The sequence below is a fragment of the Crateriforma conspicua genome (assembly GCF_007752935.1).
In the GTDB taxonomy this organism is placed as follows: domain Bacteria; phylum Planctomycetota; class Planctomycetia; order Pirellulales; family Pirellulaceae; genus Crateriforma; species Crateriforma conspicua.
Map to the genome: position 1 here is coordinate 622,066 of NZ_CP036319.1, position 25,177 is coordinate 647,242.

Annotated in this window: 15 protein-coding genes; 7 read left to right on the forward strand and 8 right to left on the reverse strand. The window is 58.7% G+C overall.

The window, feature by feature from the left end:
- Positions 1–361 precede the first annotated feature (361 nt).
- Positions 362–2,524 (forward strand): site-2 protease family protein, encoded by a 2,163-nt coding sequence (locus Mal65_RS02385; protein WP_145293311.1) that lies wholly within the window; start codon positions 362–364, stop codon positions 2,522–2,524.
- Between the two features lie 95 nt (positions 2,525–2,619).
- On the opposite strand, the gene Mal65_RS02390 is transcribed toward Mal65_RS02385, so the two are convergent.
- A complete protein-coding gene (locus tag Mal65_RS02390) occupies positions 2,620–4,512 on the reverse strand; it encodes a sulfatase family protein (RefSeq protein ID WP_145293313.1) in 1,893 nt (630 codons plus the stop codon).
- 140 nt (positions 4,513–4,652) lie between these two features.
- On the opposite strand from Mal65_RS02390, the gene Mal65_RS02395 reads away from it, so the two are divergent.
- Positions 4,653–6,974, forward strand: coding sequence for a S9 family peptidase (locus Mal65_RS02395; RefSeq protein WP_165701014.1), 2,322 nt, complete (start codon positions 4,653–4,655; stop codon positions 6,972–6,974).
- A gap of 124 nt (positions 6,975–7,098) precedes the next feature.
- A complete protein-coding gene (gene rplU, locus Mal65_RS02400) occupies positions 7,099–7,410 on the forward strand; it encodes a 50S ribosomal protein L21 (protein WP_145293317.1) in 312 nt (103 codons plus the stop codon).
- Between the two features lie 131 nt (positions 7,411–7,541).
- Here the strand turns inward: rplU and Mal65_RS02405 are convergent, their stop codons facing one another.
- The 3 genes from Mal65_RS02405 to Mal65_RS02415 all read right to left on the reverse strand — a co-directional run bounded on the left by Mal65_RS02405 (position 7,542) and on the right by Mal65_RS02415 (position 10,866).
- Complete coding sequence (locus Mal65_RS02405; protein WP_145293319.1) at positions 7,542–8,825, reverse strand: BamB-related PQQ repeat family beta-propellar protein; 1,284 nt, start codon at positions 8,823–8,825, stop codon at positions 7,542–7,544.
- Positions 8,826–9,001: 176 nt separating this feature from the next.
- Complete coding sequence (locus Mal65_RS02410; RefSeq protein ID WP_145293321.1) at positions 9,002–10,576, reverse strand: sodium:solute symporter family protein; 1,575 nt, start codon at positions 10,574–10,576, stop codon at positions 9,002–9,004.
- Complete coding sequence (locus tag Mal65_RS02415; RefSeq protein WP_145293323.1) at positions 10,576–10,866, reverse strand: DUF3311 domain-containing protein; 291 nt, start codon at positions 10,864–10,866, stop codon at positions 10,576–10,578. The genes Mal65_RS02410 and Mal65_RS02415 overlap by 1 nt, the downstream gene beginning before the upstream one ends.
- Before the next feature lie 94 nt (positions 10,867–10,960).
- Here Mal65_RS02415 and Mal65_RS02420 point away from each other — a divergent pair, with 94 nt between their 5' ends.
- Complete coding sequence (locus tag Mal65_RS02420; protein WP_145293325.1) at positions 10,961–12,760, forward strand: SLC13 family permease; 1,800 nt, start codon at positions 10,961–10,963, stop codon at positions 12,758–12,760.
- Positions 12,761–12,793: 33 nt separating this feature from the next.
- Positions 12,794–16,753 (forward strand): ATP-dependent RNA helicase HrpA, encoded by a 3,960-nt coding sequence (hrpA, locus tag Mal65_RS02425; protein WP_196784509.1) that lies wholly within the window; start codon positions 12,794–12,796, stop codon positions 16,751–16,753.
- 53 nt (positions 16,754–16,806) lie between these two features.
- On the opposite strand, the gene Mal65_RS02430 is transcribed toward hrpA, so the two are convergent.
- Positions 16,807–17,748, reverse strand: coding sequence for a DUF1559 domain-containing protein (locus tag Mal65_RS02430; RefSeq protein ID WP_145293328.1), 942 nt, complete (start codon positions 17,746–17,748; stop codon positions 16,807–16,809).
- 288 nt (positions 17,749–18,036) lie between these two features.
- On the opposite strand from Mal65_RS02430, the gene lepB reads away from it, so the two are divergent.
- A complete protein-coding gene (gene lepB, locus Mal65_RS02435; protein WP_145293330.1) occupies positions 18,037–20,073 on the forward strand; it encodes a signal peptidase I in 2,037 nt (678 codons plus the stop codon).
- Between the two features lie 35 nt (positions 20,074–20,108).
- Positions 20,109–21,077 (forward strand): LPS export ABC transporter ATP-binding protein, encoded by a 969-nt coding sequence (gene lptB / locus Mal65_RS02440; RefSeq protein WP_145293332.1) that lies wholly within the window; start codon positions 20,109–20,111, stop codon positions 21,075–21,077.
- Between the two features lie 96 nt (positions 21,078–21,173).
- Here lptB and dprA read toward each other — a convergent pair whose 3' ends face one another.
- The 3 genes from dprA to metG all read right to left on the reverse strand — a co-directional run bounded on the left by dprA (position 21,174) and on the right by metG (position 25,106).
- Complete coding sequence (dprA, locus tag Mal65_RS02445; protein WP_145293334.1) at positions 21,174–22,322, reverse strand: DNA-processing protein DprA; 1,149 nt, start codon at positions 22,320–22,322, stop codon at positions 21,174–21,176.
- A 231-nt stretch (positions 22,323–22,553) separates the two neighbouring features.
- Positions 22,554–23,057: a GNAT family N-acetyltransferase gene (locus Mal65_RS02450; protein ID WP_145293336.1), complete on the reverse strand. Its 504-nt coding sequence runs from the start codon at positions 23,055–23,057 to the stop codon at positions 22,554–22,556.
- 15 nt (positions 23,058–23,072) lie between these two features.
- Positions 23,073–25,106, reverse strand: coding sequence for a methionine--tRNA ligase (metG, locus tag Mal65_RS02455; RefSeq protein ID WP_145293338.1), 2,034 nt, complete (start codon positions 25,104–25,106; stop codon positions 23,073–23,075).
- Positions 25,107–25,177: the final 71 nt, after the last annotated feature.

Consider the following 25,177-nt stretch of genomic DNA (forward strand, 5'->3'; position numbering starts at 1 on the left):
GATCTGTGATTCGTTTCGTCGACGTGGTGCCGCAGGCCCCGCGGGTCCGGCCGAAACCGCGGGGCCCGCGGCACCGTAGTGACGATGCGATGACACCCGATGCTTTGACACCTAAATCGAACACCACGAAACCAATCCCAGGAATTCGACCGGCGGTTGACGAAAGGACCGTGCGATTGGACCGTTCCCCCGCCGGGGAATGATGCGATCCGTCGCCCCGCCGCTATCGTGATTTCCGTTCCCATCCCCCACGATCCAAATTGATGCCCGTTTCCGGCCCGTCGCCGCGTCCCAGTGATTTAGGGGCAAGACGGACCGAAACGGATCCCGCCGTCGGCGATGCCGCGGCACGGAGACTTTGATGTTTTCATTCACAGGAATAAGCGTGACCGAACTTTGCGATGCTTGGTCGTTGATGCTGGCTGCTGGCCAAGATCCCGGGTTTTTGGCCGGTCTGTTGTCTCAGGTTTGGTTGTGGGTCAAAGTCGCGATCGGGATCGGGCTGGTGATTTTCGTGCACGAGCTTGGCCACTTTCTGGCGGCCAAGTTCTTTGGTGTGAAGTGCGAAAAGTTCTATGTCGGTTTCGACGTCCCGATTCAATTGGGGCCGATCAAGTTGCCCCGAACGCTGGGCAAGTTCCAGTACGGTGAAACGGAGTACGGCATCGGAATTTTGCCGCTGGGTGGCTATGTCAAAATGCTGGGCCAGGATGACGATCCACGGAACGCGGAAAAGGAAGCCGAACGAATCAAAGTCGACGGCGATGACGAAGCGACCGAACCACAGTTTGATCCCCGCAGTTATCCGGCCAAGCCGGTTTGGCAGCGGATGATCATCATCAGTGCCGGCGTGATCGTGAACGTCATCACGGGCATCTTGTTTGCCGCGATGGCCTACGGCTTTGGGGTTCCCTACACGCCCGCGGTGGTCGGTGGCGTGACGCCCGGCGGCGCGGCCTGGACCGCGGGGGTTCGCCCCGGCGGTGAAGTGATCGCGGTGGCGGATTTGCGATCCGAAGACCAACTGCATTTCAACGAAATGAAGTTGGAGATCATGGAACAGTCGTTCGACGACCCCGATCAAGCCGTCGGCGTTCAGATCCGCTATGGCGATGACGTCAACGAATACAAGTTGGTGCCACAGCCCTACCCCGACGACCCCGACATGCGGATGATCGGGATCAGCAACGCATCGTCGGCTCAGTTGATGCCCGGCCAATCCGTTTATCCCGGTTCAGTCGCCGCCGATGTGATCGATGATGACTTGGCCGGCGCGACGGTCGTCGCGATCGATGGCCAAGCGGTTGATTCGGAAAGCGTTGCTCCGGCGACCTTGATCGATCAATTGTTGCTGCGGCATGCCGACCAGGACGTGAAGTTGACGTTGCAACCGGTCGGTGACGATTCACCCCGCGATGTGGTTTTGGCGCCGCAGCCGATGCGTGGAGTTGGCGTTTCGTTCCGTCCCGGGCCGATCACCGCGGTCCGCAAAGACAGTCCGGCGGAAAAGGCGGGCATAAAAGTGGGCGACGTGATCACCGCAGTCGACGGGAACGAAAACGTCGACGCCTATGACTTGGTGTTGCGATCGTCCTTGGATTCGGTCATCCAAACGCCGATCACGCTGACGGTGGTTCGCGGCCAGGGTGCCGCCGAAGAAACCTTGGAATTCGAATTGCAGGCCGACTCCGATGCGGCCGGCTTGGCACCCATTTCGCCGGCCGCCAGCGACATTGCCAGCGGTTCGCTGGGCATTGCCTTTCGGCCACGCCCGTTCGTCGCGTCCGCCGATCAAACGGATGCCGATGAACAACTGAAACCGGGCGACGAATTGAAGGAGGTCCGCGTGCAGTGGGCCGGTGGCAAGGTTCCGGAATCGGTTCAGCAACAGTTGTCCGATGAAGCGTTGTTGCGACTGACCGAAGGCTGGGAATTCGGTAGCCCCAGTTCGCTGAATAGTTTCGTCACCCTGGTCCAGTGGTTACCCGAAGGCACGCGTTTCCAAGCGTTCGCCAAAACCGCTCAGGACAGCCGAGTCATTGAAACGGAATTGGTCGTCGGCCCCACCGATCTGTTTTGGCATGAACGCGGGTTGGTGTTTCAGCCCACCGCCGGTGTTCAACGTGCCGATGGTATCGCCAGCGCGTTTCAGTTAGGGATGCGTGAAGGCGGCCGACGCTTGAAAGACGTGTTTGGATTTCTGGGCTTGCTGGTGCAAGGCAAGGTCAAAGCCAAATACGTCGGCGGTCCCATCCGCATTGTTCAGATGGCTGGTGCCCAAGCGGAACAAGGCATTTCCAAACAGCTGTTGTTCCTGACGATGCTTAGCATGAACTTGGCCATCCTGAACTTCTTGCCGATCCCCGCGCTTGATGGCGGCCACATGATGTTTTTGACGGCCGAACTGATTCGCGGCAAACGCGTCGACGAACAGTTGGAAATGAAGCTGACCTTGGCCGGGGTGTTGGCGATCCTGGCATTGATGATATTTGTCTTTGCCAACGACATCATCCAAAGCAGTTGATCGCGGTGCGGCAAAAATAGCCTCAAGCAAAGGATCGGCCGCGCACCTGTCGTGGCGGCCGATCCAATTCAGATGTTGACGATATCGACGGTCGCTTACAGCTGATCGTTCAGATAGTCCAAGCGTCGCTGGGCTTGGTCGGATTTGCCGACTTTGTAGCCCACCCGGAGCTTCGCGTCGGATCCGTCTTGGCGATTCAAAAAGTCGCGAACGTAGACGGCCGTGTTCAGAATCGATGATGCTTCCGGATCGTTATCCGCCGAGGCCAAAGCGTCGCGCAGTGTCGGCCAGGGATTGAATCCGTCGTCGACAATGGCCAAAAATTCCGCGGCTCTTGTTTGCACCAGCGGCTGATCGGAATTCAGCAACGGTCGGGCGGCGTCGGCCAGCGATGCTGCCGTCTTGCCAAACTGGGATGCCGCCGTCAACGCCCAGTAAGCCTGCCATGGGTTGTCACCGGCCATGCGCTGCTCCAGCAACGGCTGTGCTTTGTCAAAGGGTTGCAGGGCCAAGTTGGCGGTGTCCAACAACGAAGCGATTTCCGACCGGTGTTCTTGGCCGAACGGAACCGGCGCGTCCATCGCCTGTTCATACAAAACCGCTTCGGGCATCAGGCTTAGATCGGGCATCGATGTCAAACGCTGCATCAATCGCGATCGCATTTCCGCCAGCTTGGTTTGGTGCTCTGGCGACGCAGCCAGGTTTTGGATCTCGTGCGGATCTTGGCTCAGGTCGAACAACAACTCCGCAGGTTTGGCGGCGAAAAATTGCGACTGGACATCGTTCAGTTTTCCGGCCTGATGCAATTGACGCCACTGGGTGAACGCCAACTGCTTGTAGCGATAGTTGTTTTGTAATCCGTCGGGCAAATAGCCTTCGAAGCAACGCATGTATTTCCAGTCGCCGATACGCAGCGTCCGCACCATCTCGTATTTTTCGTCAAAGCGGTCGGCGTAACCGAAGGCTTCGTCGCGACGGTCGACGGCGGCTGCATCAACACCGGGGCCCAAGAAAGGTTTGCCGTCGATCGAATCGGGAACGTTGACGCCCGCCAATGCCAAAACCGTTGCGCCGAAATCGACGAATTCGACAAAGCCGTCGGTGCGGGTGCCTATGGCACGTCCGGCCAACGATTGGACGTTTTCACCGACGCGAACCACCAGCGGCACATGCAGACCCGATTCATACGCATAGCCTTTGGAACGTGGCAGGACGCCGCCGTGATCACCGAAGTAGAAGACAAAGGTGTTTTCCAGTTCTCCCGCCGTCTTCAATTCCTCCAGTACGCCACCGACAAGGTCATCGATGATCATCATCCGGTCGTGGTAGCGGGCGCGGGTGTAGCGAAACAGATCCGTGTCGGGAAAGTATGGTTGCAGGCGAACCGCGTCGGATGCCGTCTGATTCGGCTTTTGCATGTCGGACTTGCTGAAGTGCAAGCGACTTTCATGCGAATCGGTGAATGTTTGGACGTGAAAAAAGGGCGTCTGGGCGTTGGGACGGTTTTTCCAACTGGCGTTGCGTCCCGATTGGTCCCACGGTTCGTCGCGTCGCTGGGCGTTGTAATCTTCTTTTGCGTTATTGGTCGTGAAATAACCCGCCGCACGCAAATAAGCTGGAAACATTTCGACGTCCGTCGGCAACTGGGCCAACTTGCTGCGGCGATGGTACTGCGTTCCGATACGAGGACCGTAACAGCACGTGATCAGCGTTGTTCTGGCAACGCTGCAAACCGGAGCGTTGGAAAACGCTCGGTCGAATGTGATGCCATGCTGGGCCATCGATTCGATGTGGGGGGCCGGTGCACCGTCATCGTCGAAGTGCCGCAAGTAGTGTTTGGAGTTATCCTCGGACATAATCCAAACGATGTTTGGGCGAGACGATTCTGCCCCAGCGGGTCGCGACGTGATCCCCAGCGTGATCCATCCGCATGCAAGACAGACAGTCAAACGAGTCAGTGAGGCAACGATCCGAGATGAACGATCCATGGTGTCGGTTGGTGATGTTGGGTGAACGGGTGGCAAGACGGGGACGTACAAAACGCCGGACGTATTGTAACTGTCGTCCCGAAACGACGTCGCGTCGAACGATTTCGGGATCGCTCGGTCGCTGCGTTTGGCCGGCCGGAATGGCAATCGTCATGGTGCTGGCCATCGGTGCTGCCAACACGTCGATGGGCCAAGACGACCAGACCGCGGTGGAACGCAAGCAACAGCCACCGGAATTGTCGCTGCGCAGTCTGTTTCACCCCGACGATAAGCACGACTACGACGGCAAAATGCCCGTTTATCGTTGGGTCAAAGCGGGGCCCGGAACCGATAGCGACAGCCGTCTGATCGTTCGCCGCAAAGACGAATGGAAGATTTGTTCGGACGATGGGACCGAATCACCGTGGGAATATCCCCAACGACTGCGTGAGCGAATCGCCCAGATCGATGCCGCCACCGACAAACAGATCGACTCGGCGGTCGACCAAGCCGTGCGGTCGACGTCCTATGTCGGCCAGACCGTTTTGGTGCGAGTCGGTGGATCACTGGCCGTCGTGGATCCTCAAGGCGAAACGCGGTTGCTGACTCGCGATGCAACGTCTTGGAACGATGCAACACTGGACCAAAGTCATCGCCGTGTCGCTTTTACCCAGGACGGCGATTTGTTCGTCGTGGATGTGTCCAGCGGGCGATCCCACCGGATGACCGACGACGCGTCGGAGACCATTTTGGATGGCCGATTGGATTGGACTTACCAAGAAGAGATCTTCGGTCGCGGGAACTACAAAGGGTTTCGGTTCAGTCCCGACGGAAATTGGCTGGCAATGTTGCGGATCCACATTGATTCGATCCAGCCCTACACGCTGGGCGATTCGCGGACCCAGCGCGGATCGGGTTTGGTCCGGCGGTACAGCAAAGCGGGTGATCCGATTCCCCATGCGGAGCTGTATTTGTGGGATTTGCGGGAAATGGATCGCGGGGTTTGGCCGCCGCCACGTTTGCTGGCCAAATCGACCGAGCAGGATCCACAGATCATCACCGGGATGTGGTGGCACCCGTATTCCCAGTGTTTCGTCTACAGCATTAGCAATCGGCTGCAGACGTGGCGCGAACTGCGGTATGTCGATCACCGGTACCTGTTTGGTGGGACCCAGAACCAGAAACGCTGGCTGCGCGAAGAAAGCCCCGCGTGGGTTGAACCGCCGGAGAAGCCTGGGTTCATGGCCGATGGCGGAATTATCTGGAAAAGCAACCTGCCCACCGGCAGGGCGCGTCTGTTTCGACTGGCCTTGGGCGGCAAGACAGTGACGCCGCTGACGCCTCAGGCAATGAACGTCAACGAATTCAAAGTGGATCCGAGCGGACGTTCGTTGTGGTTGACCGCCGGTCAAGACGGCGCGACTTGGCACCAGGATATCTATCACACCGAATTGACTTCGCGGGGCAATGCGGAAGACCCCAACACAGGCCAGAGTTCCGACGATCAGGGGCCGACGCTGCATCGCTTGACCGACGGCAACGGATGGTACGACTTCCAAGCGGATGCCCAGGGAAAGCGAGTGGTCGTCAGCCACAGCACGGCCCAGCGTCCGGCGTCTTTATCGCTGTGGTCGCTCGCTGACACTGCCGGCCCGGTCACCAGGGTTGCCTTGCACGAAAGCCAACTGGATTTGCCCGGCGATTGGATTCGTCCCAAAACTTTCCAGATTGAAACCGAAGACGGTGTCAAGTTGCCGGCTCAGCTGAAACGGTCGCCTGCCGCGACGGATGCTCAGCCGGGACCGGTCGTCATCGAGGTCTATGGCGGACCTCGGGCACCGATCGTTCGCGACCGATGGGCGGGCAATCGTTCGCTGTACCACGAATTGCTCGCTCGCGACGGCATCAGCGTGCTGATGGTCGACAACCGGGCCAGCGGCGGACGCGGGATCGCCGACACCTGGGCGGTCCGCGGCCGATTGGGCCAAGTCGAATTCGCCGACGTCCAGGCGGCGGTCGATTGGTTGAAGCAACAGGCGTGGGTGGATTCCGACCGTTTGGCGATTCGCGGCTGGAGTTTTGGAGGGTTTCTGACCCTGTACAGCATGATCCACAGTTCGGATTTCGCCGCGGGAATCGCCGGCGGATCGGTGACCGATTGGCGTGAATACGATTCGTTTTACACCGAACGGTACATGGGGCTGCCGGATGAAAACGACGACGGCTATACCCAGCACGGTTTGTTGGACAAAGCCGACCAGTTGACCGGCCGCGTGCTGCTGATTCACGGCGAGGTCGACGACAACGTGCATCCGTCGAACACCATGCGGATGGCTCACGCCCTACAAAAGGCGGGCAAACAGTTTGATTTGATGATCTATCCCGGGGCCGCCCATAGTGTGCATGATCCCCACCAAAGTTGGCACCTGAACCGGCTGACCGACGGGTTTTTGCGGCGACATTTGCGTCCCGGTCGGAAATGACGACTCGGAGCGTGGGGCGATCCGCCCGATCGGCCAAAAAACGACCACAAAGCCCTATCGGTCGACGCGACCGGTCGCTATCTTACGCGACTCGAAATTCAGCAAAATTGTGGAGTCAACGAACATGTACGCCATCTTTACCGACGGCGGCCGTCAATATCGCGTCGAACCCGGCATGGAATTGGACGTCGATTATCGTGAAATTGCCGAAGGCGAAACGCTGACCTTTGACAAGGTGCTGGCCGTCGGCGGTGACGACGGGTTGAAGCTGGGCGCGCCGACGGTCGACGGTGCCAAAGTGACCGCTTCGGTCCTGGGAACGCACAAGGACAAGAAGATCTACGTCCAAAAGTTCCGTCGTCGTAAGAACAGCCGTCGTCGTACCGGCCACCGCCAAGTTCACACGCGGATCAAGGTCGAAGAAATCTCCGCTTGATCGACGATTCATGATCGCCGGGCCGGTCCACGCTGTGTTGGTCCCGCCCGGTTGTCAGTCTCTATGACGCCGTTGATTTTCCGGCGTTCTGGTCGCCCGCTGGGAATGGCTTTCTTGGCCCTTTCCCATCCCTAAGGTTTCTCGCTGATCGCGATCAGATATTCTTGGCGTTTGCCGTCTTCCTGGATCCCGCTGCGGATGTACAGCGTGTCGTCCACCGCGACCGGGCTGGCAAAGATCGATTCACCGGTCTGGTTCTGGGCACGCATTTCGAATCGGTCTGGATTCGCCGCCAACACGTACACCTCGCCTCGTTCGCTGGCCACCAGCAGTTCGTCGCCCACCAGCAATGGCGATGCGCTGATGCCCCCGCCGAACAGGCGTTCTTTCCACATCTCGCGGCCGTCGTGGGTCCGCCAGCAGTACGCCACGCCGCTGTCAGCGACGGCATAGACATAGCCGTTGTTGGCCAGCAGCGATTGTTCGTAACACATTACTCGGTTGGACCACAGTTCGCGATGTTCGCCGGCGGCATTGATGCACCAAGTCCCCGGTGTCGGATTGCCGCCACTGATCAACAAACGGCGATCGTCCCAAACGATCGTTCCGCAGATCGCTTCGGTTGTCGTCGGGACACTCCATCGGCGTTGCCCGGTGACCGGATCGTACGCATCCATCGTTTCGGCACCTGCAATGACCAGCAAACGTTCGCCGGCGATCGGTGCGACGATGGCGGAAGCAAAGTTCAGGTTGATCGGGCGTTCGATTTTCCAGACCGGTTTGCCCGTGTCCAAGTCCAAGGCATAGATGCCGCTGTCGTCGCCATCGAATTCCGCAGCAACGATCAACAGTTCGCCTTCGATGATTGGGCTGGCGCCGTAGCCGAATTCAAACGCTTGGGGTGCGAAATCGCAGACCCGGCGTTGCCAAACTTGCCGGCCTTGCAGCGTCACCGCCGTGACGTGGATCGCATTGCGGTTGTGAAAACTGACATAGACGTGCTGGCCATCGGACGCGGGGCTGGGGGACGCGCCGGAATTGTTCGAATGCATTTGGATCGGGCCAACGTTTCGGTGGATCGCCCACTTATTCAGGATTCTGCCCGTGTTGCGATCCAGCCGAACCAGGGCCTGGACATCAGCTGATGGGTCATGCGTGGTCAGATAGATCCAATCGCCGACAACAATCGGTGTGCTGTGTCCACGTCCGTCGATCGCGGTCTTCCATTGGATGTTCTGGCCCGTTTGGACGTTCCACCGCAGTGGCAAGGTCCAGTCCTGTTGCGCGTGGTTATCGCTGGTCGGGCCGCGCCACTGCAGCCAGTCCGTCGCCGGAATGTCCGTCGCGAACAGTCCACCGAGAATCGCCAGGACCCACCCCAGCGAGGATGAGCTCCATCGAAAGTGCTTTTGCATCACGCCAACCCGAAACCCTGTCGCCGAAGAGAAGTCGATAAGTCCTATCACGGTAGCGGACAATCAACTTCGGGAACAACAAGTGTCGGTTAGGTCGGATGGTCAGCCGGTCGGGGGAATCGGCGGAGACGCCTCGTTTCGTGACGGTTTGGGGGCCAATCAGGAAAAGTCGCCGCTCAGAAGAAGCGTTTCAGGTGTTCATCCGATGGTTTGGGCGTGACCAACGAAACGACGATCATGGTGACCAGCGAACTGGCAACCATCACGACGACCGGCATGATTTCGTACCGCTGGTCGCCCAGCGGCAATTCCAGGTGAAATTCACGCAGACCGCCCGGTGTTTGCAGGCCGTTCCAGAACAGAATGCACCAGCTGATGATCGCTGCAAAGATGCCGCTGATGGCTCCCGCGGCGCTCAGACCACGCCAGTACAGGGCCGCAAAGACGATCGGGAACAGGGCGCTGAAACCACTGAAACACCAGACGCCGAGGGCGAACACGCTGGTCGGATTACCCAGGCTTAACAAATACGTCACCGCAACAATGGCGATGATGAATACGCGTGTCAGGAACACTTGTTCCTTGTCGCTGACGTCGCCCTTGTAGTGACAGTACACGTCGTTGCTAAAGATCGTACCGATGCACAAAAACTGGCTGTCCAAACTGGACATGATTGCGGCCAGGATTCCCGCCGCCAGCAAACCGCCAAGCATCTGGCCGGTCTGGGTTTTCACCAGGAATGCCAGGATCGCATTCGGGTTGCTGGGCAGCGGCGGTTTGGCCGGGATCAAATTGCCGGTCGCCCAGATTCCGACCAAGACGCAGGGCACCCAAACGATCATGATGAACAGCGGGTGACAGACGACCGGCACCTTGAACGAATTGGCACTCTTGGCCGTCATCCAGTGTTGAAACAAGTGCGGGAACATGCCCACCGACAGCGGAATCAATAGGTACGTGAAAAACTTCGTCTGGCTCATCTCGATCCGCGTGACTTTATTCAGCGGAACCGATTCGCCCAGGGCTTGCAGGTTGGCCAAGAAGCTGTCCTGGCCGCCGAGTCGGTTGGCGATGACGTAAAACGTCACGACGCCCAAGACCATGAAAACCAGGGTTTGAAAGGTGTTGGCCCAGGTGGTGCCACGCATGCCACCAAAGAACACGTAAACCAGCACGACCATGCAGATCACCAGCGACCCCAGCCACGGCGGAATCCCGCCATGCAGGGCTCGGTTGATTTCGCCCGACGCATCGGTCGCGGGGAACCATTCGGGCGAAAGTCCCGCGGTCAGCGATTGGACCACCGAACCGGCGCTGATCACACCGACCAGCAAATAGGGAATGATCAGTCCGACCAAGATCGGGAACAGCAACAGGCCGACGAAATCGCTGTCCAAGCGATCGCGAAAGTATTCAATCTGGGTTGTGTAGTTGTGCCGACGGGCCAGTTTCCAAACTTTCACCCCGATCAGGAAAAAGCACAGTGAATGAACGATGCCGCTGCTGCTGGCCAGCATCCCATAAACGCCGATGCCCTCCTTGAAAGCTTCGCCGCTGCTGCCGACCAACGCGAACGCGGTCATCGTGGTCCCGAACAGACTCATCAACAGCAAGAAAGGGCCGATCGAATGGCTGGCAACCTGGTAATCTTCACGCGTGCCTTTGAACAGGCGGCTGGAGAACACGCCCAGCAACAACAGCAGACTCAGGTAGCAGATGATGATGATCAGCTGAGGCAATCCCTGGTGCATCAGTGGGTTCCTCCGTCTTGATCAGCTTTGCCGGTCAGTTCAGCCGCATCATCCAGCGGCCAAGCGATCTTGGTTGTCAAAAACCAAGTCGCCGATGCCGCGATCGAAATACAGGCGTGGTAAAGCAATCCGATCGGCATGAACCCAAAAACCAACGTGTCGTCGTCCCAAAACCAGTTGTCTTGATGGATGATCAACAGCAAAACCACCAGGGCTGTGATGATCCACGGGCCTTTGGATGTTGTTCCGGAAGAATCCGGGCCCGAAGGCTGAGGGGAAGAATCCGCCATTGACTGACACCGTTGGGGATACCGGGGCGAGGGATGCAGGGGAAGGAACCGCAGTGTAGTTGAGTCGTCAGGGCGGCGAAATTAGGCTTCAGCGATGCAGAATTGGGAATCCCTGTTGACCGTCGCCGTCGTGATCGGCTTGATGGCCGGTTTGGCGCTCCGCGTCGCCGCCGCCGAGTTGTTGGCGTTGGCTGCGTTGGCGGTTCTGGTCGTCGCGGGCAGTTTGGTTCCCGGGGCGGCCCTGCCCACCCCGGCCGAAGCGTTCCAGGGATTCGGCAGTGAAAGTCTGGTCACGATCGCGTTGCTGTTTGTGGTCGTGGCGGGATTGGAACTGACCGGCGGTGCCGAATTGGCGACTGGTTGGTTTTTGAACGGCGCAAGAAAACCCGTCGACGCTCGGATGCGTTTGCTGGTTCCCGTCGCTGTGGTTAGCGGATTTCTGAACAACACGCCGGTGGTTGCCGGCATGCTGCCAGTGGTCAATGACCTTTCGAAGAAGATTGGCGACAGCAGCAGCCGATTTTTGATGCCGATGTCCTACGCCGCGATTCTGGGCGGGATGTGCACGCTGATCGGCACCAGCACCAACATGGTGATCCGCGATTTGTACGTCGGCCAAACCGGACAACAGTTGGGATTCTTTTCGCCCGCTTGGATCGGTGTTCCCGCCACGCTGGTGGGCCTGGTGTACTTGATCTTTGGCAGCCGGCTGTTGCCCGACCGCAAACCCGGCGTCAGCCTGGCCGATGACCCGCAGCAATACACCGTCGAAATGCAGGTTGAACGCGGCGGCAACTTGGTCGGCAAAACGATTGAACAGGCTGGATTGCGTCGGCTGCCCGGTTTGTATGTCGCGGAAATTCAGCGTGTCGATGAACAGGGCGAAAGCCGGATCGTCGCCGCACGGCCCGGCGAACGGTTGTGGGCCGACGATGTTTTGATTCTGGTCGGTGCGTTGGAAAGCGTTGTCGACCTGAAAAAAATCCGCGGTTTGATCACGCCCGATGACCAGGCCCGCAAGCTACAGGTTCCCGCTTGGCGGCGGACCTTGGTCGAAGCGGTCGTCAGTCCGCGTTGCAGTTCGCTGGGCAAATCGATTCGCGAAAGTCGTTTTCGATCGCGTTACAACGCTGCCGTGGTCGCCGTCGCACGGGGCGGGAAACGGGTGGAAGGCAAACTGGGGGATATCCGCTTGGAAGTCGGCGACGTGCTGTTGCTGGAAGCTTCGCCGTCGTTTCTGCATCGCCAACAGACTTCACGCGATTTTTATTTGGTCAGCCAGGTCGAACAGGGGGCCGTCCGGCGACCGGAACGTGCTTGGACCGCGATCACGATCGTCTTGTTGATGGTGTTTGCCGCCGCATTCACCGCGGTCCCGATTTCGGTGGCGGCTTTGGTGGCCGCGGTGGCCACCGTTGCCACGCGATGCTGTCGATCTGACGAGGCCCGCCGCAGCGTGGATTGGGCCATCCTGATTGTAATCGGCGCGGCCATCGGTATCGGATCAGCCCTGGAAAAAAGCGGGGCGGCCAAGGCGATCGCCGACGGCTTGCTGTCGTTAGCCGGCCGGCACCCTTACTATTGCTTGGCTGCGGTCTACTTGGCCACGATGATCTGCACCGAATTTGTGACCAATGTCGCCGCAGCCACGCTGATGTTTTATATCGCCACGCAAACGGCCGCGAACCTGAACGTCGACGAAACACCCTTTGTGATTGCCGTGATGATCGCCGCTTCGGCCAGCTTCCTGACCCCATTCGGTTATCAAACCAATGCGATGGTTTATGGCGTGGGCGGGTATCGGTTCGGCGACTACGTGCGGTTCGGTTTGCCGTTGACCCTGATCGTCTTTGCCGTTGCGATGGTGGTGATCCCCCGCGTGTTTCCGTTCTGATCGATTCAACGCCCCACCCGCCGTTTTCTTTCTGTGACGTTCAAACCCGAAAGCCCCAAGCTGGGCGCCGCAAAGACCGCGGAACCGAATGACGATGCGCCCGAGGTCCGTCGCGATCTGGGATCGATCCGTCTGGAAACGCCCGATGAATTGCCCATCGCGCAGTATCGCGGGCAGATCATCGAACTATTGCAGTCACGACAGGTCATCGTGGTCTGTGGAGAAACGGGCAGCGGGAAATCGACCCAGTTGCCCAAGTTTTGTGTCGAAGCCGGGCTCGGACAACGAGGACGCATCGGCCATACCCAACCACGACGGCTGGCGGCACGCAGCATCGCCGACCGTCTGAGCGAAGAATTGGGGGCCCAGATTGGCAAGCAAGTGGGCTATCAGATCCGGTTCGGCGACAAAACCTCCGACGAAACCATCATCAAGCTGATGACCGATGGGATCTTGTTGGCGGAAACGCAATCCGACCGACAGTTACGTCAATACGAAGCGATCATCATCGACGAGGCACACGAGCGGTCGCTGAACATCGATTTTTTGTTGGGGTACCTGCGTCGGCTGATCGACCGACGCGATGATTTGAAACTGATCATTACCTCGGCAACCATCGACGCGGATCGATTCGCCCAACACTTCGCCGACGCCGATGGTCCGGCGCCGATTCTGAACGTCCAAGGTCGCGGCTATCCCGTCGAAATTCGCTACCTGCCTTGGGAACAGGTGAATGAGGACGACGCCAACCAAGATCTGGGGCAACATGTCATCGCAGCGCTGGAAATGCTATCTCGCTCCGGTGGCGGTGACACGCTGGTGTTTTTGCCGACCGAACGAGACATCCGCGAAGTGTCGCACCAAGTCGCCGGACACTATCGTCGTTTGGGACTGGCCCAGCGGTATGACCTATTGCCGCTGTATGCCCGACTGCCCGCCGCACAGCAACAACAGATCTTTCACCCCTCCGGTGCAAAGCGTCGTGTGATCTTCGCGACCAATGTCGCCGAGTCGTCGTTGACTGTGCCGGGCATCCACTTTGTCATCGATTCGGGGACCGCTCGGATCAGCCGCTACAGCCAGCGGACCAAGGTCCAGCGATTGCCGATCGAACCGATCAGCCGTGCCAGCGCCGATCAACGGGCCGGTCGTTGTGGCCGGATCGGTCCGGGGATCTGCATTCGGCTGTACAGCGAAGACGACTATGACAACCGTGATGCGTTCACGACCCCGGAAATTCGACGAACCAATCTGGCGTCGGTCGTTCTGAAAACCAAAACGCTGCGACTGGGCAATCTGGAAGACTTTCCGCTGTTGGACCCGCCCCGTCCCGATGCGATTCGACAGGGCATCCGCACGCTGCAAGAACTCAATGCGATCGATTCATCCCAAGAATTGACCGACATCGGCTGGGAACTGGGACGCATGCCGGTGGACCCTCGCGTCGGACGTATCTTGCTGGCCGCGACCCAATCCAGCGTGTTGCCGGAGGTGTTGCCCATTGTCGCGGCGATGGAAATCCAAGATCCACGCGAACGGCCCCCGGAGAAACGGCAAGCCGCCGACGAGTGCCACGCCCAGTTTGCGGATCCCCAAAGTGATTTCTTGGCCGACCTGCGGCTTTGGAAACAGTTCGGTCAATGGCGCGACGATCTCAGTCGCAACCAGTTGCAACGCACGCTGCGAAAGAACTTTCTGTCGCCGTCTCGGATGCGGGAATGGGCCGACGTGTATCGCCAATTACGCGAAATGGCGTTGACGTTACAGAAACGCCAGAGCAACCGATCGTCGGTCGGCAAGATTCGCTGGGATGACCATCCCGACCGGGTGATCGACGAAGACCGATCCGTCGGTGTGCATCAAACTTTGCTGTCCGGTTTGCTGTCGGGGGTGGCCAAAGTCGGGGACAAGAACGAATACACCGGCGCGGGCAACTTGAAGTTGTTCTTGTGGCCGGGAAGCCATGTCTTTGACGCCAAACCGAAATGGATCATGGCCGCCGAATTGGTGGAAACATCACGGCAATACGCTCGCATGGTCGCACGGATCCAGCCCGGTTGGATCGAACAAGTCGGCGCACACTTGTTGAAACATTCCTACAGCGATCCGCATTGGAGCCAGAAATCAAACGGGGCGTTCTGTTATCAGCAGTCGACGCTGTTCGGATTGCCGATTGTCGTTCGCCGCCGAGTTCCGCTGCCACCGATCGACCGATCCACCGCTCGAGATTTGTTGATCCGCAACGGCTTGGTCGATGGTGAACTGACCACCAATGCATCCTTTGTCCGTCACAACCGACGTTTGTGTGATGCGATCGAGGTGTTGGCTGCCAAAACCCGACGCCGTGATTTGGTCGTCGATCCGTTCGCGGTGCAATCCTTTTATGCCAGGGTTTTGCCGGACGACGTCTGCGACCGCGGGCGTTTGGAGAAGCATGACCGTTTGATGGTGCCGCCGCAGTGGGCGTCGCAGCTGAAGAATTCCGAAGACGTTTCGCGTTGGCTGCAGCAGGAACCACCCGCTGATCCGGATCACGAAACGGTGCAGCAGTGTCCGACGCCGTACATGCGGGTCAGCGACCTGGTCCAAAGCGAAAGCGAATTGATCACTCAGCAAGACTTTCCCGATCAATTGCAAGTGGGTGCCACCACGTTGCCGTTGACCTATCGATTCTTGCCCGGTGATCAGCGGGACGGCGTCGCGGTGCGGGTTCATCAAGACGCCCTGCCCCAGATCAGCGACGACCGTTTGGGATGGCTCGTCCCCGGCTTGTTGCAACCCAAGTTGATCGCGATGATCAAATCTCTTCCCAAACGCATTCGACGAAACTTGGTGCCCGCCGCCGATATCGCCAAACAGGTCGCCGACGAATTGATGCCGGTGTATGGCCAAACGCCATTCATGACGGCGGTTTGCCAAGCGTTTTCACAGCACGCCGAAATGCCGGTCCAGCCCACTGATTTCCAGGCCGAAAAGCTGGACGGCTATCTGGATTTTTTGGTCGAAGTCGTCGATGACGATGGCAAACCGATCGCCTCCGACCGCAGCGCCGATCGGCTGCAACGTCAAATTTCGCCTCGCGCCGCGTCGCCACAAGCGGCCGTGGAATCCGAACAGGAATCGGATTGGTCGCGGAAATCGATGACCGTCTTTGACATTGAACAGTTGCCCGTCGAAGTCATTCGGCGGCGCGGTGGCGTGCATGTGGCGCAGTATCCGGCCGTCGTGGATCGTGGTGATCATGCCGCCACCGGCGTTTACCCCGATCGGCAAACCGCGATGCGGCAACACGCCGGTGGGTTGGTGCGTCTGTATGCCTTGGCCGAAAGAAAGGAAATCCGCAGCCAGGTGCGGTGGTTGCCCGCACTGGAAGACGCCAAGCTGCGATTGGGTTCGCTGATTTCCGCCGACCAGATGGAATCGCAATTAACAGACCTGATCGCCCGAGTCGCTTTTGTTGAAAGCCAGCCCGAAATCCGCAGCCAAGCCGAATTTGAAGCCAGACGTCGTGATCGTGGCGAACGCATCGGTCGCGCCACCCAACAAGTCGCGCCCTGGCTTGCCACGCTGTCGGAAGCCTATTTCGAAATCCGGCGTGAATTGGAATCAGCACCAACCAACCAGCAAGCGATGCTGGACGACGTTCGCGATCAGTTACGCTGGCTTGCACCGGAGCGATTCATGGCCATCATTCCTTGGGCACATCTGCAGCACTATCCACGATATTTTCGTGCGATCGCTTATCGAATCGACAAGAACCGAAGTGGTGCGGCCGCCCGCGACGACGAAGGGCGAAAGATCGTCAGTGACTTGTGGGATCGATGGTTGCAAACCCTGCCGCCGGAACACCAGCAGGCCGACTTGCACGTCGACAATGAATTTCGCTGGATGATCGAAGAACTGCGGGTCAGTCTGTTCGCACAACCGCTTGGCACCGCGACCAAAATTTCGCCGCAGCGGTGTGACAAGTGGCTTCGCAAGACATCCGCCTAGTCGTGCCCCGGGGGCACGACGATTCTGCACCGTCGAATCGTCGACAATGGATCTCAGTCGTTGGACTGAATCTCGCCCGCGGCGATCGAAGCCATGGCCCGGTGGATCTCCAGGTCCCGTGAATAACTGATCAAACGGACCGACCCATCGGCAAAGGCCGCATTCCAACCGGCGGGATGCGCGCTGCCGAAATCATGACAGGAAAGACAGTTGTCGGGTTTGTCACGGACGGGTTGGCGGGCGGCGTACCGAACGTACGAGTGTGCCGAGGTCCGCATCTGGTTCCAGCCGACCATCGGGGATCGATCACCGAAATCGATTCCGCTGTGATACTCCAACAGATCCATCGCCTTTTCGCCCGCGTAGTACGTCTGGCTTAGGCCGTCCAAGACGTCTCGGAAACGCGTCCGCTTGCCCAAAGTCCAAACACCGACCCGAATGTTGTCGATTAGCTTCTCGGATTCCCCGTCGGCGTCTGCGGCGCCCCCACACATGGCGTAATCGTTTCTCGCCGCGGCGGGACCGAAACGTTGTTGATATCGGGGGTCCAACGGATAGGCGGTCGCCGATCGCCGACTGGGACAGTGCAGCGTTTCGACTGCGATCTGGACCGAATCAATGATTTGGGCATCCGGACGGTCGATGGGACGCGTGTTTAGATCGCCCGTCAATTCGAACAAGTGATTCTGTTCCAACGAAGGCAACGATTGGCTGATCCAGTTGGCACCATCCAAATCCGGGTTGTACCGGTGTCGGTCCTGATAATCGACGAAGTACGGGGGGCGTTCTCCTGCATAGCCCGGCAGATAGCGAAATTGTGACTGGTAGTTATGCCCGGCCAGGACGATCTGTTTCAGATGGTTTTGGCACTGGACCAGTCGCGCCGCCTCGCGGGCCGACTGGATGGCGGGTGACAGCAAGGCGACAAGCACACCAATGATGGCGATCACAACCAGCAATTCGATCAGCGTGAATGCTTTGCGAGCGTTTTTCATTACTGTTCACCGGTCCAAGGTCCGACTCGGCCCGGTCCCGTGGGGGCCAGGTCGGGTCGAGGAAATAGGGGGGCTGCGACCGGGAAAACCGTGGTTGGAATCCTTGCCAAGATTTTCGCCTTTGAATCGAAGTTCCGGCGGATGGGCAAAATGGCTAGGATTGACGCCGGTTATGCTCCACCCGTGTGCTCGTTACGCAGCAGGCCGACTGCAAATTTGTCCGTGGTATCGGTCGCGTTATCAACCTTCAATTTCCGCAATTTCGTATTTGATCGTCGTGGCTGGTCTATGAATCGTCGAAACAAGAACCGCCCGTCCGGACAACGCGATGACCAAAACGGCGGAAATCAGCCCGATGGCAACGACGCCGGGGGCGACGAGGTGAAGCTGAGCCCCGCGGCCGCGCGGGCGCAGGAAATCCGCACGGGGGCCCAGCGTGAAACTGTCGAAGCTTTCGTCGTCGCGTTCATTCTAGCGTTGCTGTTTCGCGCGTTTTTGGCCGAAGCTTTCGTGATTCCCACCGGATCGATGGCCCCGACCCTGATGGGGGCGCACAAGGAAATCGATTGCGACCGGTGTGGCCAGAGGTTTCGGATCGGTGCCAGTTGGGAACAGCGGGGACCGGTCACGGAAAACGTGGTCGTTGGTGGCGTGTGTCCGAATTGTCGTCATGCCAATTCGCTGGATCTGCGAAACGAGGCCAATGACGCGACCTTCAGCGGCGATCGGATTCTGGTCAGCAAGTTTTCCTACGCGCTAAGTGATCCGGAGCGCTGGGACGTCATCGTGTTCAAGTTTCCGGGCAATCCGAAACAAAACTACATCAAACGGCTGGTGGGATTACCGGAGGAGACTGTGACGCTGCGCCATGGCGACGTCTACGCGCGTCCGACCGGATCACAGGACGCGGACCAAATTCTTCGCAAACCGGATCGGACGCTGTTGTCGATGCGGCACCTGGTTTACGACAGTGATCATCAGTCGCCGGAATTGATCCAAGCGGATTACCCCAGCCGGTTTCAACCCTGGCGTCCCGGTGCGACGCAGCCACCGCAAGATTCCTGGCAGGTTTCGCGGGACGGCGATGGCATGACGGCGCGTCTGGATACGGCGCCCGCGTCGGGGACCCAGTGGCTGCGTTACTACCATCGCTGGCCATCGCAATCGCAGTGGGACCAAGCCGATCAGGGGCTTAGCCTGGCATCGGTCGATCCCTACAGCAGTCGCGCGATCACAGATTTCTATCAATACAATTCGTTTGCCATTGTCGAAGCGGGAGCGATCTATAACACCAAGCCTGCGACGTTCCGCGGAAACGGACTGTCACGCATGTTGGGTGGCGGTTACGGCGGCGGCGAATTTCGTGATGACTTTCAATCTGGCGGCGATTTGGACCAGTTCAGTCGCTACCAATTCGGCACCTATCAGACCGGCACCGACGGCATGCACTGGGTCGGTGATCTGATGATCCAGGCTGACATCGAAACCGATGCTGATGCGAAGACGGCCACCTTGGAATTGGTCGAAAGCGGTGTCCAGTTTCGGTGCGACATCGATTTGTCCGATGGGACGGCAAAGCTGTCGATCGTCCGCGATGGACAATCGTTCGCTTTTGATGACGACGTTGCGACGCCGTCCGCTTCGACGAGCGTTCGTGCCGGCGGCCGGCACCAAATTCGCTTTAGCAATTTTGATGACCAATTGTTGTTGTGGGTCGACGGCGATTTAGTTTCTTTCGATTCGCCGACCAGCTATGCGGGACTGTCGATTGTTCCGTTTGATCAACGACGTCCGCGATTCGATGGCCCCGGAAATCCGCTGGACGCCGCGCCCGCGGCGATCGGTGTCGATGGGGCGGCAACGGTTCACCAAGTTCGCATTGATCGCGACAAATACTATGTGGCAACGACCGACAGCCGTGGCGGCGTCCATGATTACGACTTGCGTTTGGTCAGCGAAGTCGGCGGCGCGATGGACATGTCGGGCTGGGGACCGCAGTTGCAGGCCCGGTTGGCTGATCCTGAAAGCTGGGAAAACCTGTCCATTTGGAATGCACGGCGGAGTGCCGAATTCGTGATGGAGAAAGACCAGTTCTTTCCCATGGGTGACAACAGCCCGGAAAGTCTGGACGCACGGTGCTGGGCAGGCACCAAAGAATTCGGACAGCCTCGCAGCGTGGACGAAGACGCGTACTTGTATTCCGAAGCCCACTACGTGCCTCGCGACTTGCTGGTCGGCAAAGCGCTGTTGGTCTTTTGGCCTCACCCGTGGAACCGCCCCATTCCGTTCACGCCAAATTTCAAACGCATGAAATTGATCCGCTAGCCGCATCGCCGCGGCGCGGGAAGGAATCCGCATTGATGAACGTTTTTCAATCAGTCGATCAAGCGATGGATCGTGAATCGATGGTCTTGCAGGCGGTCGATCTGCAGAAGACCTACGGCCGACGGCGTGTGGTCGACGGCGTGAATCTGCAAGTCGGCCAAGCCGAAATCGTCGGTCTGCTGGGACCCAACGGTGCCGGCAAATCGACCAGTTTTCGGATGATCTGCGGCATGGTCGAACCGGATCGTGGCAACGTGTATCTGGGCGGTCAGGACGTGACCGATTGGCCGATGTTCCGCCGCGCGCGTGACGGGCGAATGGGTTATCTGCCCCAGGAACCCAGCGTTTTCAAAAAGCTGACGGTCGAGCAAAACATCTCGTCCTTGTTGGAATTGTTGGGCGCGGATCGAGCCACACGTCGCCAACGCACCGATGAATTGCTGCAGGAATTCAACATCACCCACATCCGCAAAAGCAAAGCGGCGGGGCTGTCCGGTGGCGAACGTCGACGTTTGGAGATTGCCCGTTGTTTGGTTTCGGATCCGACCATCGTGATGTTGGACGAGCCGTTTGCCGGAATCGACCCCGTCACCGTTCAGTCGATCCAGGGGGTGATTCGTCAGTTGCGAGATTCGGGGATCAGCGTCTTGATCACCGACCACGCGGCGCGGGAAATCTTAAGCGTCGTGGATCGATGCTATGTGATCTACAAGGGCCAAGTGTTGATCGACGGTTCGCCCGATGAGGTCAAGCGGCATCCGAAGGTCCGTGAAGAATATTTAGGTGATTTGGATGGATCCGCCAGCGGCGCGCCCACTGCCTTGGGCGAAGCCAGTCCGATTGCAACCGCTTCGGAGTCACCGGTTGCCCAAGAAGCATGGACGCCGGCGGCCTTCGATGATCCGAATGCCTCACAGTCGGTCCAGCGTGTCGATGGCGGACACCCGACGACCACGCCCGCGGCGCGTCAAGCCAGACGCTTGCGGCGTGTCACCGATGTGTGACCTGTCGAACGGGCGGAGCATGAAGACTGGACGGGGCGCGGTCGCCGGTGGGCTTCCTGGTCCGGCATCAAAGTCTTGTGAGTGGGGCGTGGTCCGCTAGATACGCGCGACGTATTGACTGCTAAGCCGACGGATCAGACGACGCATTTCCAAAACGCTGATCGTACTGATGACTCGGTGCGCCGGTAAACCGCTTTGCGCGATGACCGTATCGATGGAGGTGCTCTCCGGTGCGATCGCCTGTAGCACGGACCGTTCGATGTCATTGAGCTGCAGTTCAGCGCCACTGCGGATCGTTGTCTGTTCGTCGGTGGTCACGGGGTTGGACATGGGGCCGATCGCTTCCAACACGTCGTCAACGGTTTGCACCAGCACTGCCCCATCACGGATCAATTGATTGCATCCACGCGAGGTGCGACTGGTTACCGGACCGGGAAGGGCCAAGACGTCGCGATTCAGTTCGTATGCCTGGCGTGCGGTGATCAAGGATCCGCTGCGATCCGGGGCTTCGATCACCAACGTGGCCAATGACATGGCGGCGATTAGCCGATTCCGCTGTGGGAAATGACCGCTGCGCGGTTTGGCATAGGGCGGTTGTTCGCTGATGACCGCGCCGCTTTGGCTGCACCGGTCGGCCAAGGGTTTGTTTTCGGCGGGATAGATTTCGCCCAGGCCGCCGCCCAGAACGGCCAACGTTCGGCCGCCTCCATCCAAACAGCCACGGTGGGCCGCGGTGTCGATGCCACGCGCCAACCCGCTGACCACGGTGATGCCCGCTTTGGCCAATCCGAATGCCAAACGCTCGGCTTGTTTCAATCCATACGTGGTCGCATGACGCGTACCCACCATCGCAACCGAAAGCTGGTCCTGGTCCACCCAATCGCCTCGCAGGAACAACAGCGGCGGGGCATCGTCCAAGTCCTTCAACCCCATCGGGTAATCGGCATCGGTGTCGCGGACCAGACGGACGCCCTGGTCATCGCACCACCGCAGCACTTGATCCGCACAAACGTGATCGCCGGCCGTGCGAATCGTATGGACCAGCTTGCGTCCAACATTGGGGACGCACGCCAAAGCTTCCCCGTCCGCCGTGAGGACTTTGGTGGCGGTGCCAAAACGTTCCAACAAACGCGCCAAAGTCCGTGGCCCCAGGCCGGGCAACAGCACCAGTTGCAACAGATCACGCAAAGATGCACTGGCGGGGGCCGCCGGCGATTGATCCGTATCGACTATTGATTCATCCATCGAACGTGCATTCCTTTCGGCGTGTCAGACCCGCGACATGCCATCGCCCAGTGACGGCACTTCGATTGCCAGCCGCGATCTTACCCCAAACACGGCGGGGTAAGTGAGCCGTCGGGCGGTGCGGGCACAATGATTCGCAGTGGGCTTTGCGCCGTACCCACCCGACGGTGTTTGGCAAAATCGCGGCGGACACCACCCCATCACACGCGCGAACGCGTGCCTTGGTCCGCATCAATCATCGATCTGGATGTCGACCAGCAATTGCATCACGACCAAATCGACCCAACGCTTATTCAGATAGCCGACTTCCTTTTGGACGCCCACCGTTTCAAAGCCGTGACGTTGGTGAAACGCCACGCTTCGCTGGTTGTCCGCGATGATCCGTGCCATCACGTGATGGACGCCATGGCGTCGACAATGATCAAAGATCGCGTTTTGTAGCGGATCGGCGATACCACGTCCTTGGGCGGCCGGCAACAGATAGATGGCCGATTCGCACGTGTGCCGAAACCCCTCGCGCTGGCTGATCGGTCGCAATGTGGTCCAGCCGATCACCGTCGCGTCATCGTCGACCGCGACATACCAACCGCCCGGTGGCTTTGGCGGGATCCAACGCTGAACCATACTTTCGGTCCAGCGGATCGTGTCAAACGTTGATCCGCCGGCCGATACATAGTGGTTATAGATCTCAGCGATTTCGCTGGCGTCATCGACACAGGCCGGGCGAATCTTCATGGGCCATGTCGCCGATCAGTGAACACGTTGCCCTGGCAGAGCGCCATCGTCGACTCCCAGGACGAAGACGTCCGCGCCGCCGGGGCCGGCTGCGGTCACCATGCCTTCGCTCAGCCCGAATCGCATCTTGCGCGGTTTCAAGTTGGCGACCATGACCACCAAACGACCGACCAGCTTTTCCGGTTCGTAGGCGGCTTTGATGCCGGCGAAGACTTGACGCGTTTCGTCACCGCCAAGCCCCAGAGTCAACTTCAGCAACTTGTTCGCCTCGGGAACCTGTTCGGCCGACAAGACACGCGCGACCCGCAAGTCCACTTTGGCGAAGTCGTCGATGGTGATCTCATCGGCGATCGGTTCGTCCTTCAGCGGCTGATCGGAATCGCCAAACGGGTTGACGGGTTTCTCATCAGCTGCCGATTCTTGTTTTCCTTCGTCGATCATCTTTTGCAAATCCTCTACTTGGACGCGATTCATCATGCGTTGAAATTTGTTGACCGGGGAACCGACCAACGGCGTTTGCGACTGTTCCCACGACGTGATCGGATCATTCAGCAATTCACCACACTGCTGTGCCAGCTTTGGCAACACGGGGGACAAATAGATGGCCAATTGGCGGAACAGGTTCAGGGCGACCGTGCAAATGTCACGAAGCTCATCTTCCCGCTCTGGATCCTTTTTCATCTCCCACGGCTTGGCATGCTCGACGAAGGGATTGGCGGCGTCCGCCAATTCCATGATCAAACGCATGGCCTTGGCGTATTCGCATTGTTCATAGGCATCGGCAATGTCCTTGCCCTTCGCCGCGGCGGCTTGGAACAACCCACCATCCTCGGGATACGTTTTGCTAAGCCCCAGTTTGGCGGCGAACTTGCCAACACGGCTGGCCAGATTGACGACTTTTCCGACCAAGTCGCTGTTGACCTTTTCCGCAAACTCATCCAACCCCAAGTCCAAATCCTCGACCCGCGATGTCAGTTTCGTCGCATAGAAATATCGCAGGTAACTGGGTTCCAAGTGCTTCAAATAGGTTTCCGCCGCGACCAACGTCCCGTCGCGTTTGGACATCTTCTTGCCGTCCACATTCAAAAAGCCGTGGATATGCACTTTGGTCGGCAGACTGAATCCCGCCGTTTTCAGCATCCCCGGCCAAAACAGTGTGTGAAAGTAAGTGATGTCCTTGCCGATGAAGTGGTGCACTTCACAGTCGTCGCTTTGCCACCAATCGGCCAGGGTTTCGTTGTTGGCCGCACACCACTGGGCGGTCGACGCGATGTAACCGATCGGGGCGTCGAACCAGACGTACCAATAATTGCCCGGCGCGTCGGGGATCTCGAACCCGAAATAGGGTGCCGGGCGACTGATGTCCCAGTCCTTCAGTTCCGCCGACAGGAAGTAGCCCTTCAGGTAGTTCGCCGTTTCGCTTTGCAAGGCATCGGCCGAATCAACCCAGTCGTTCAAAAAGTCGTGCAGCTTTTCCAATTCCACGAACAGGTGTGTCGCTTCCTTCAGCACCGGCGTCGCACCGCTTAGAGTGCTTTTGGGATCGATCAATTCGGTGGGCGAATAGGTGTGGCCGTTGTTGCAGTTGTCCCCCGCCTGACCCTCCAGCCCACAAACCGGACAAGTGCCTCGAACAAAGCGATCGGCCAGAAACGTTTCCGCCTCGGGATCGTACAGTTGTTCAATGCTGCGTTCGGCGATCAGTCCGGCCTTGCGAAGGGATTCCCAGAATTGGTGACAAAGCTGGCGGTTTTCTTCGCTGTGGGTGCTGCCGTAATGGTCGAAACGGATGTCAAAGCCGGCGAAATCACGTTGATGAGCCTCGCTCATGCTGGCAATCAACGCTTCTTCGCTGCGTCCTTCGGCCTTCGCCCGGATCATGATCGCCGTGCCATGGGTGTCGTCGGCGCACATGTAAATCGCGCGGTTGCCCATCAGCTTTTGAAAGCGGACCCAGATGTCGGTCTGGATGTATTCGACCAAGTGCCCGATGTGGATCGGACCGTTGGCATAGGGCAACGCGCTGGTGACCAACAGACGTCGTGTCATGACAAGTTTGGGCGTTGTGGTGGAAATGAATGGGAAGATTCGGGCACGGAACCGGCGGATTGTAACGATCC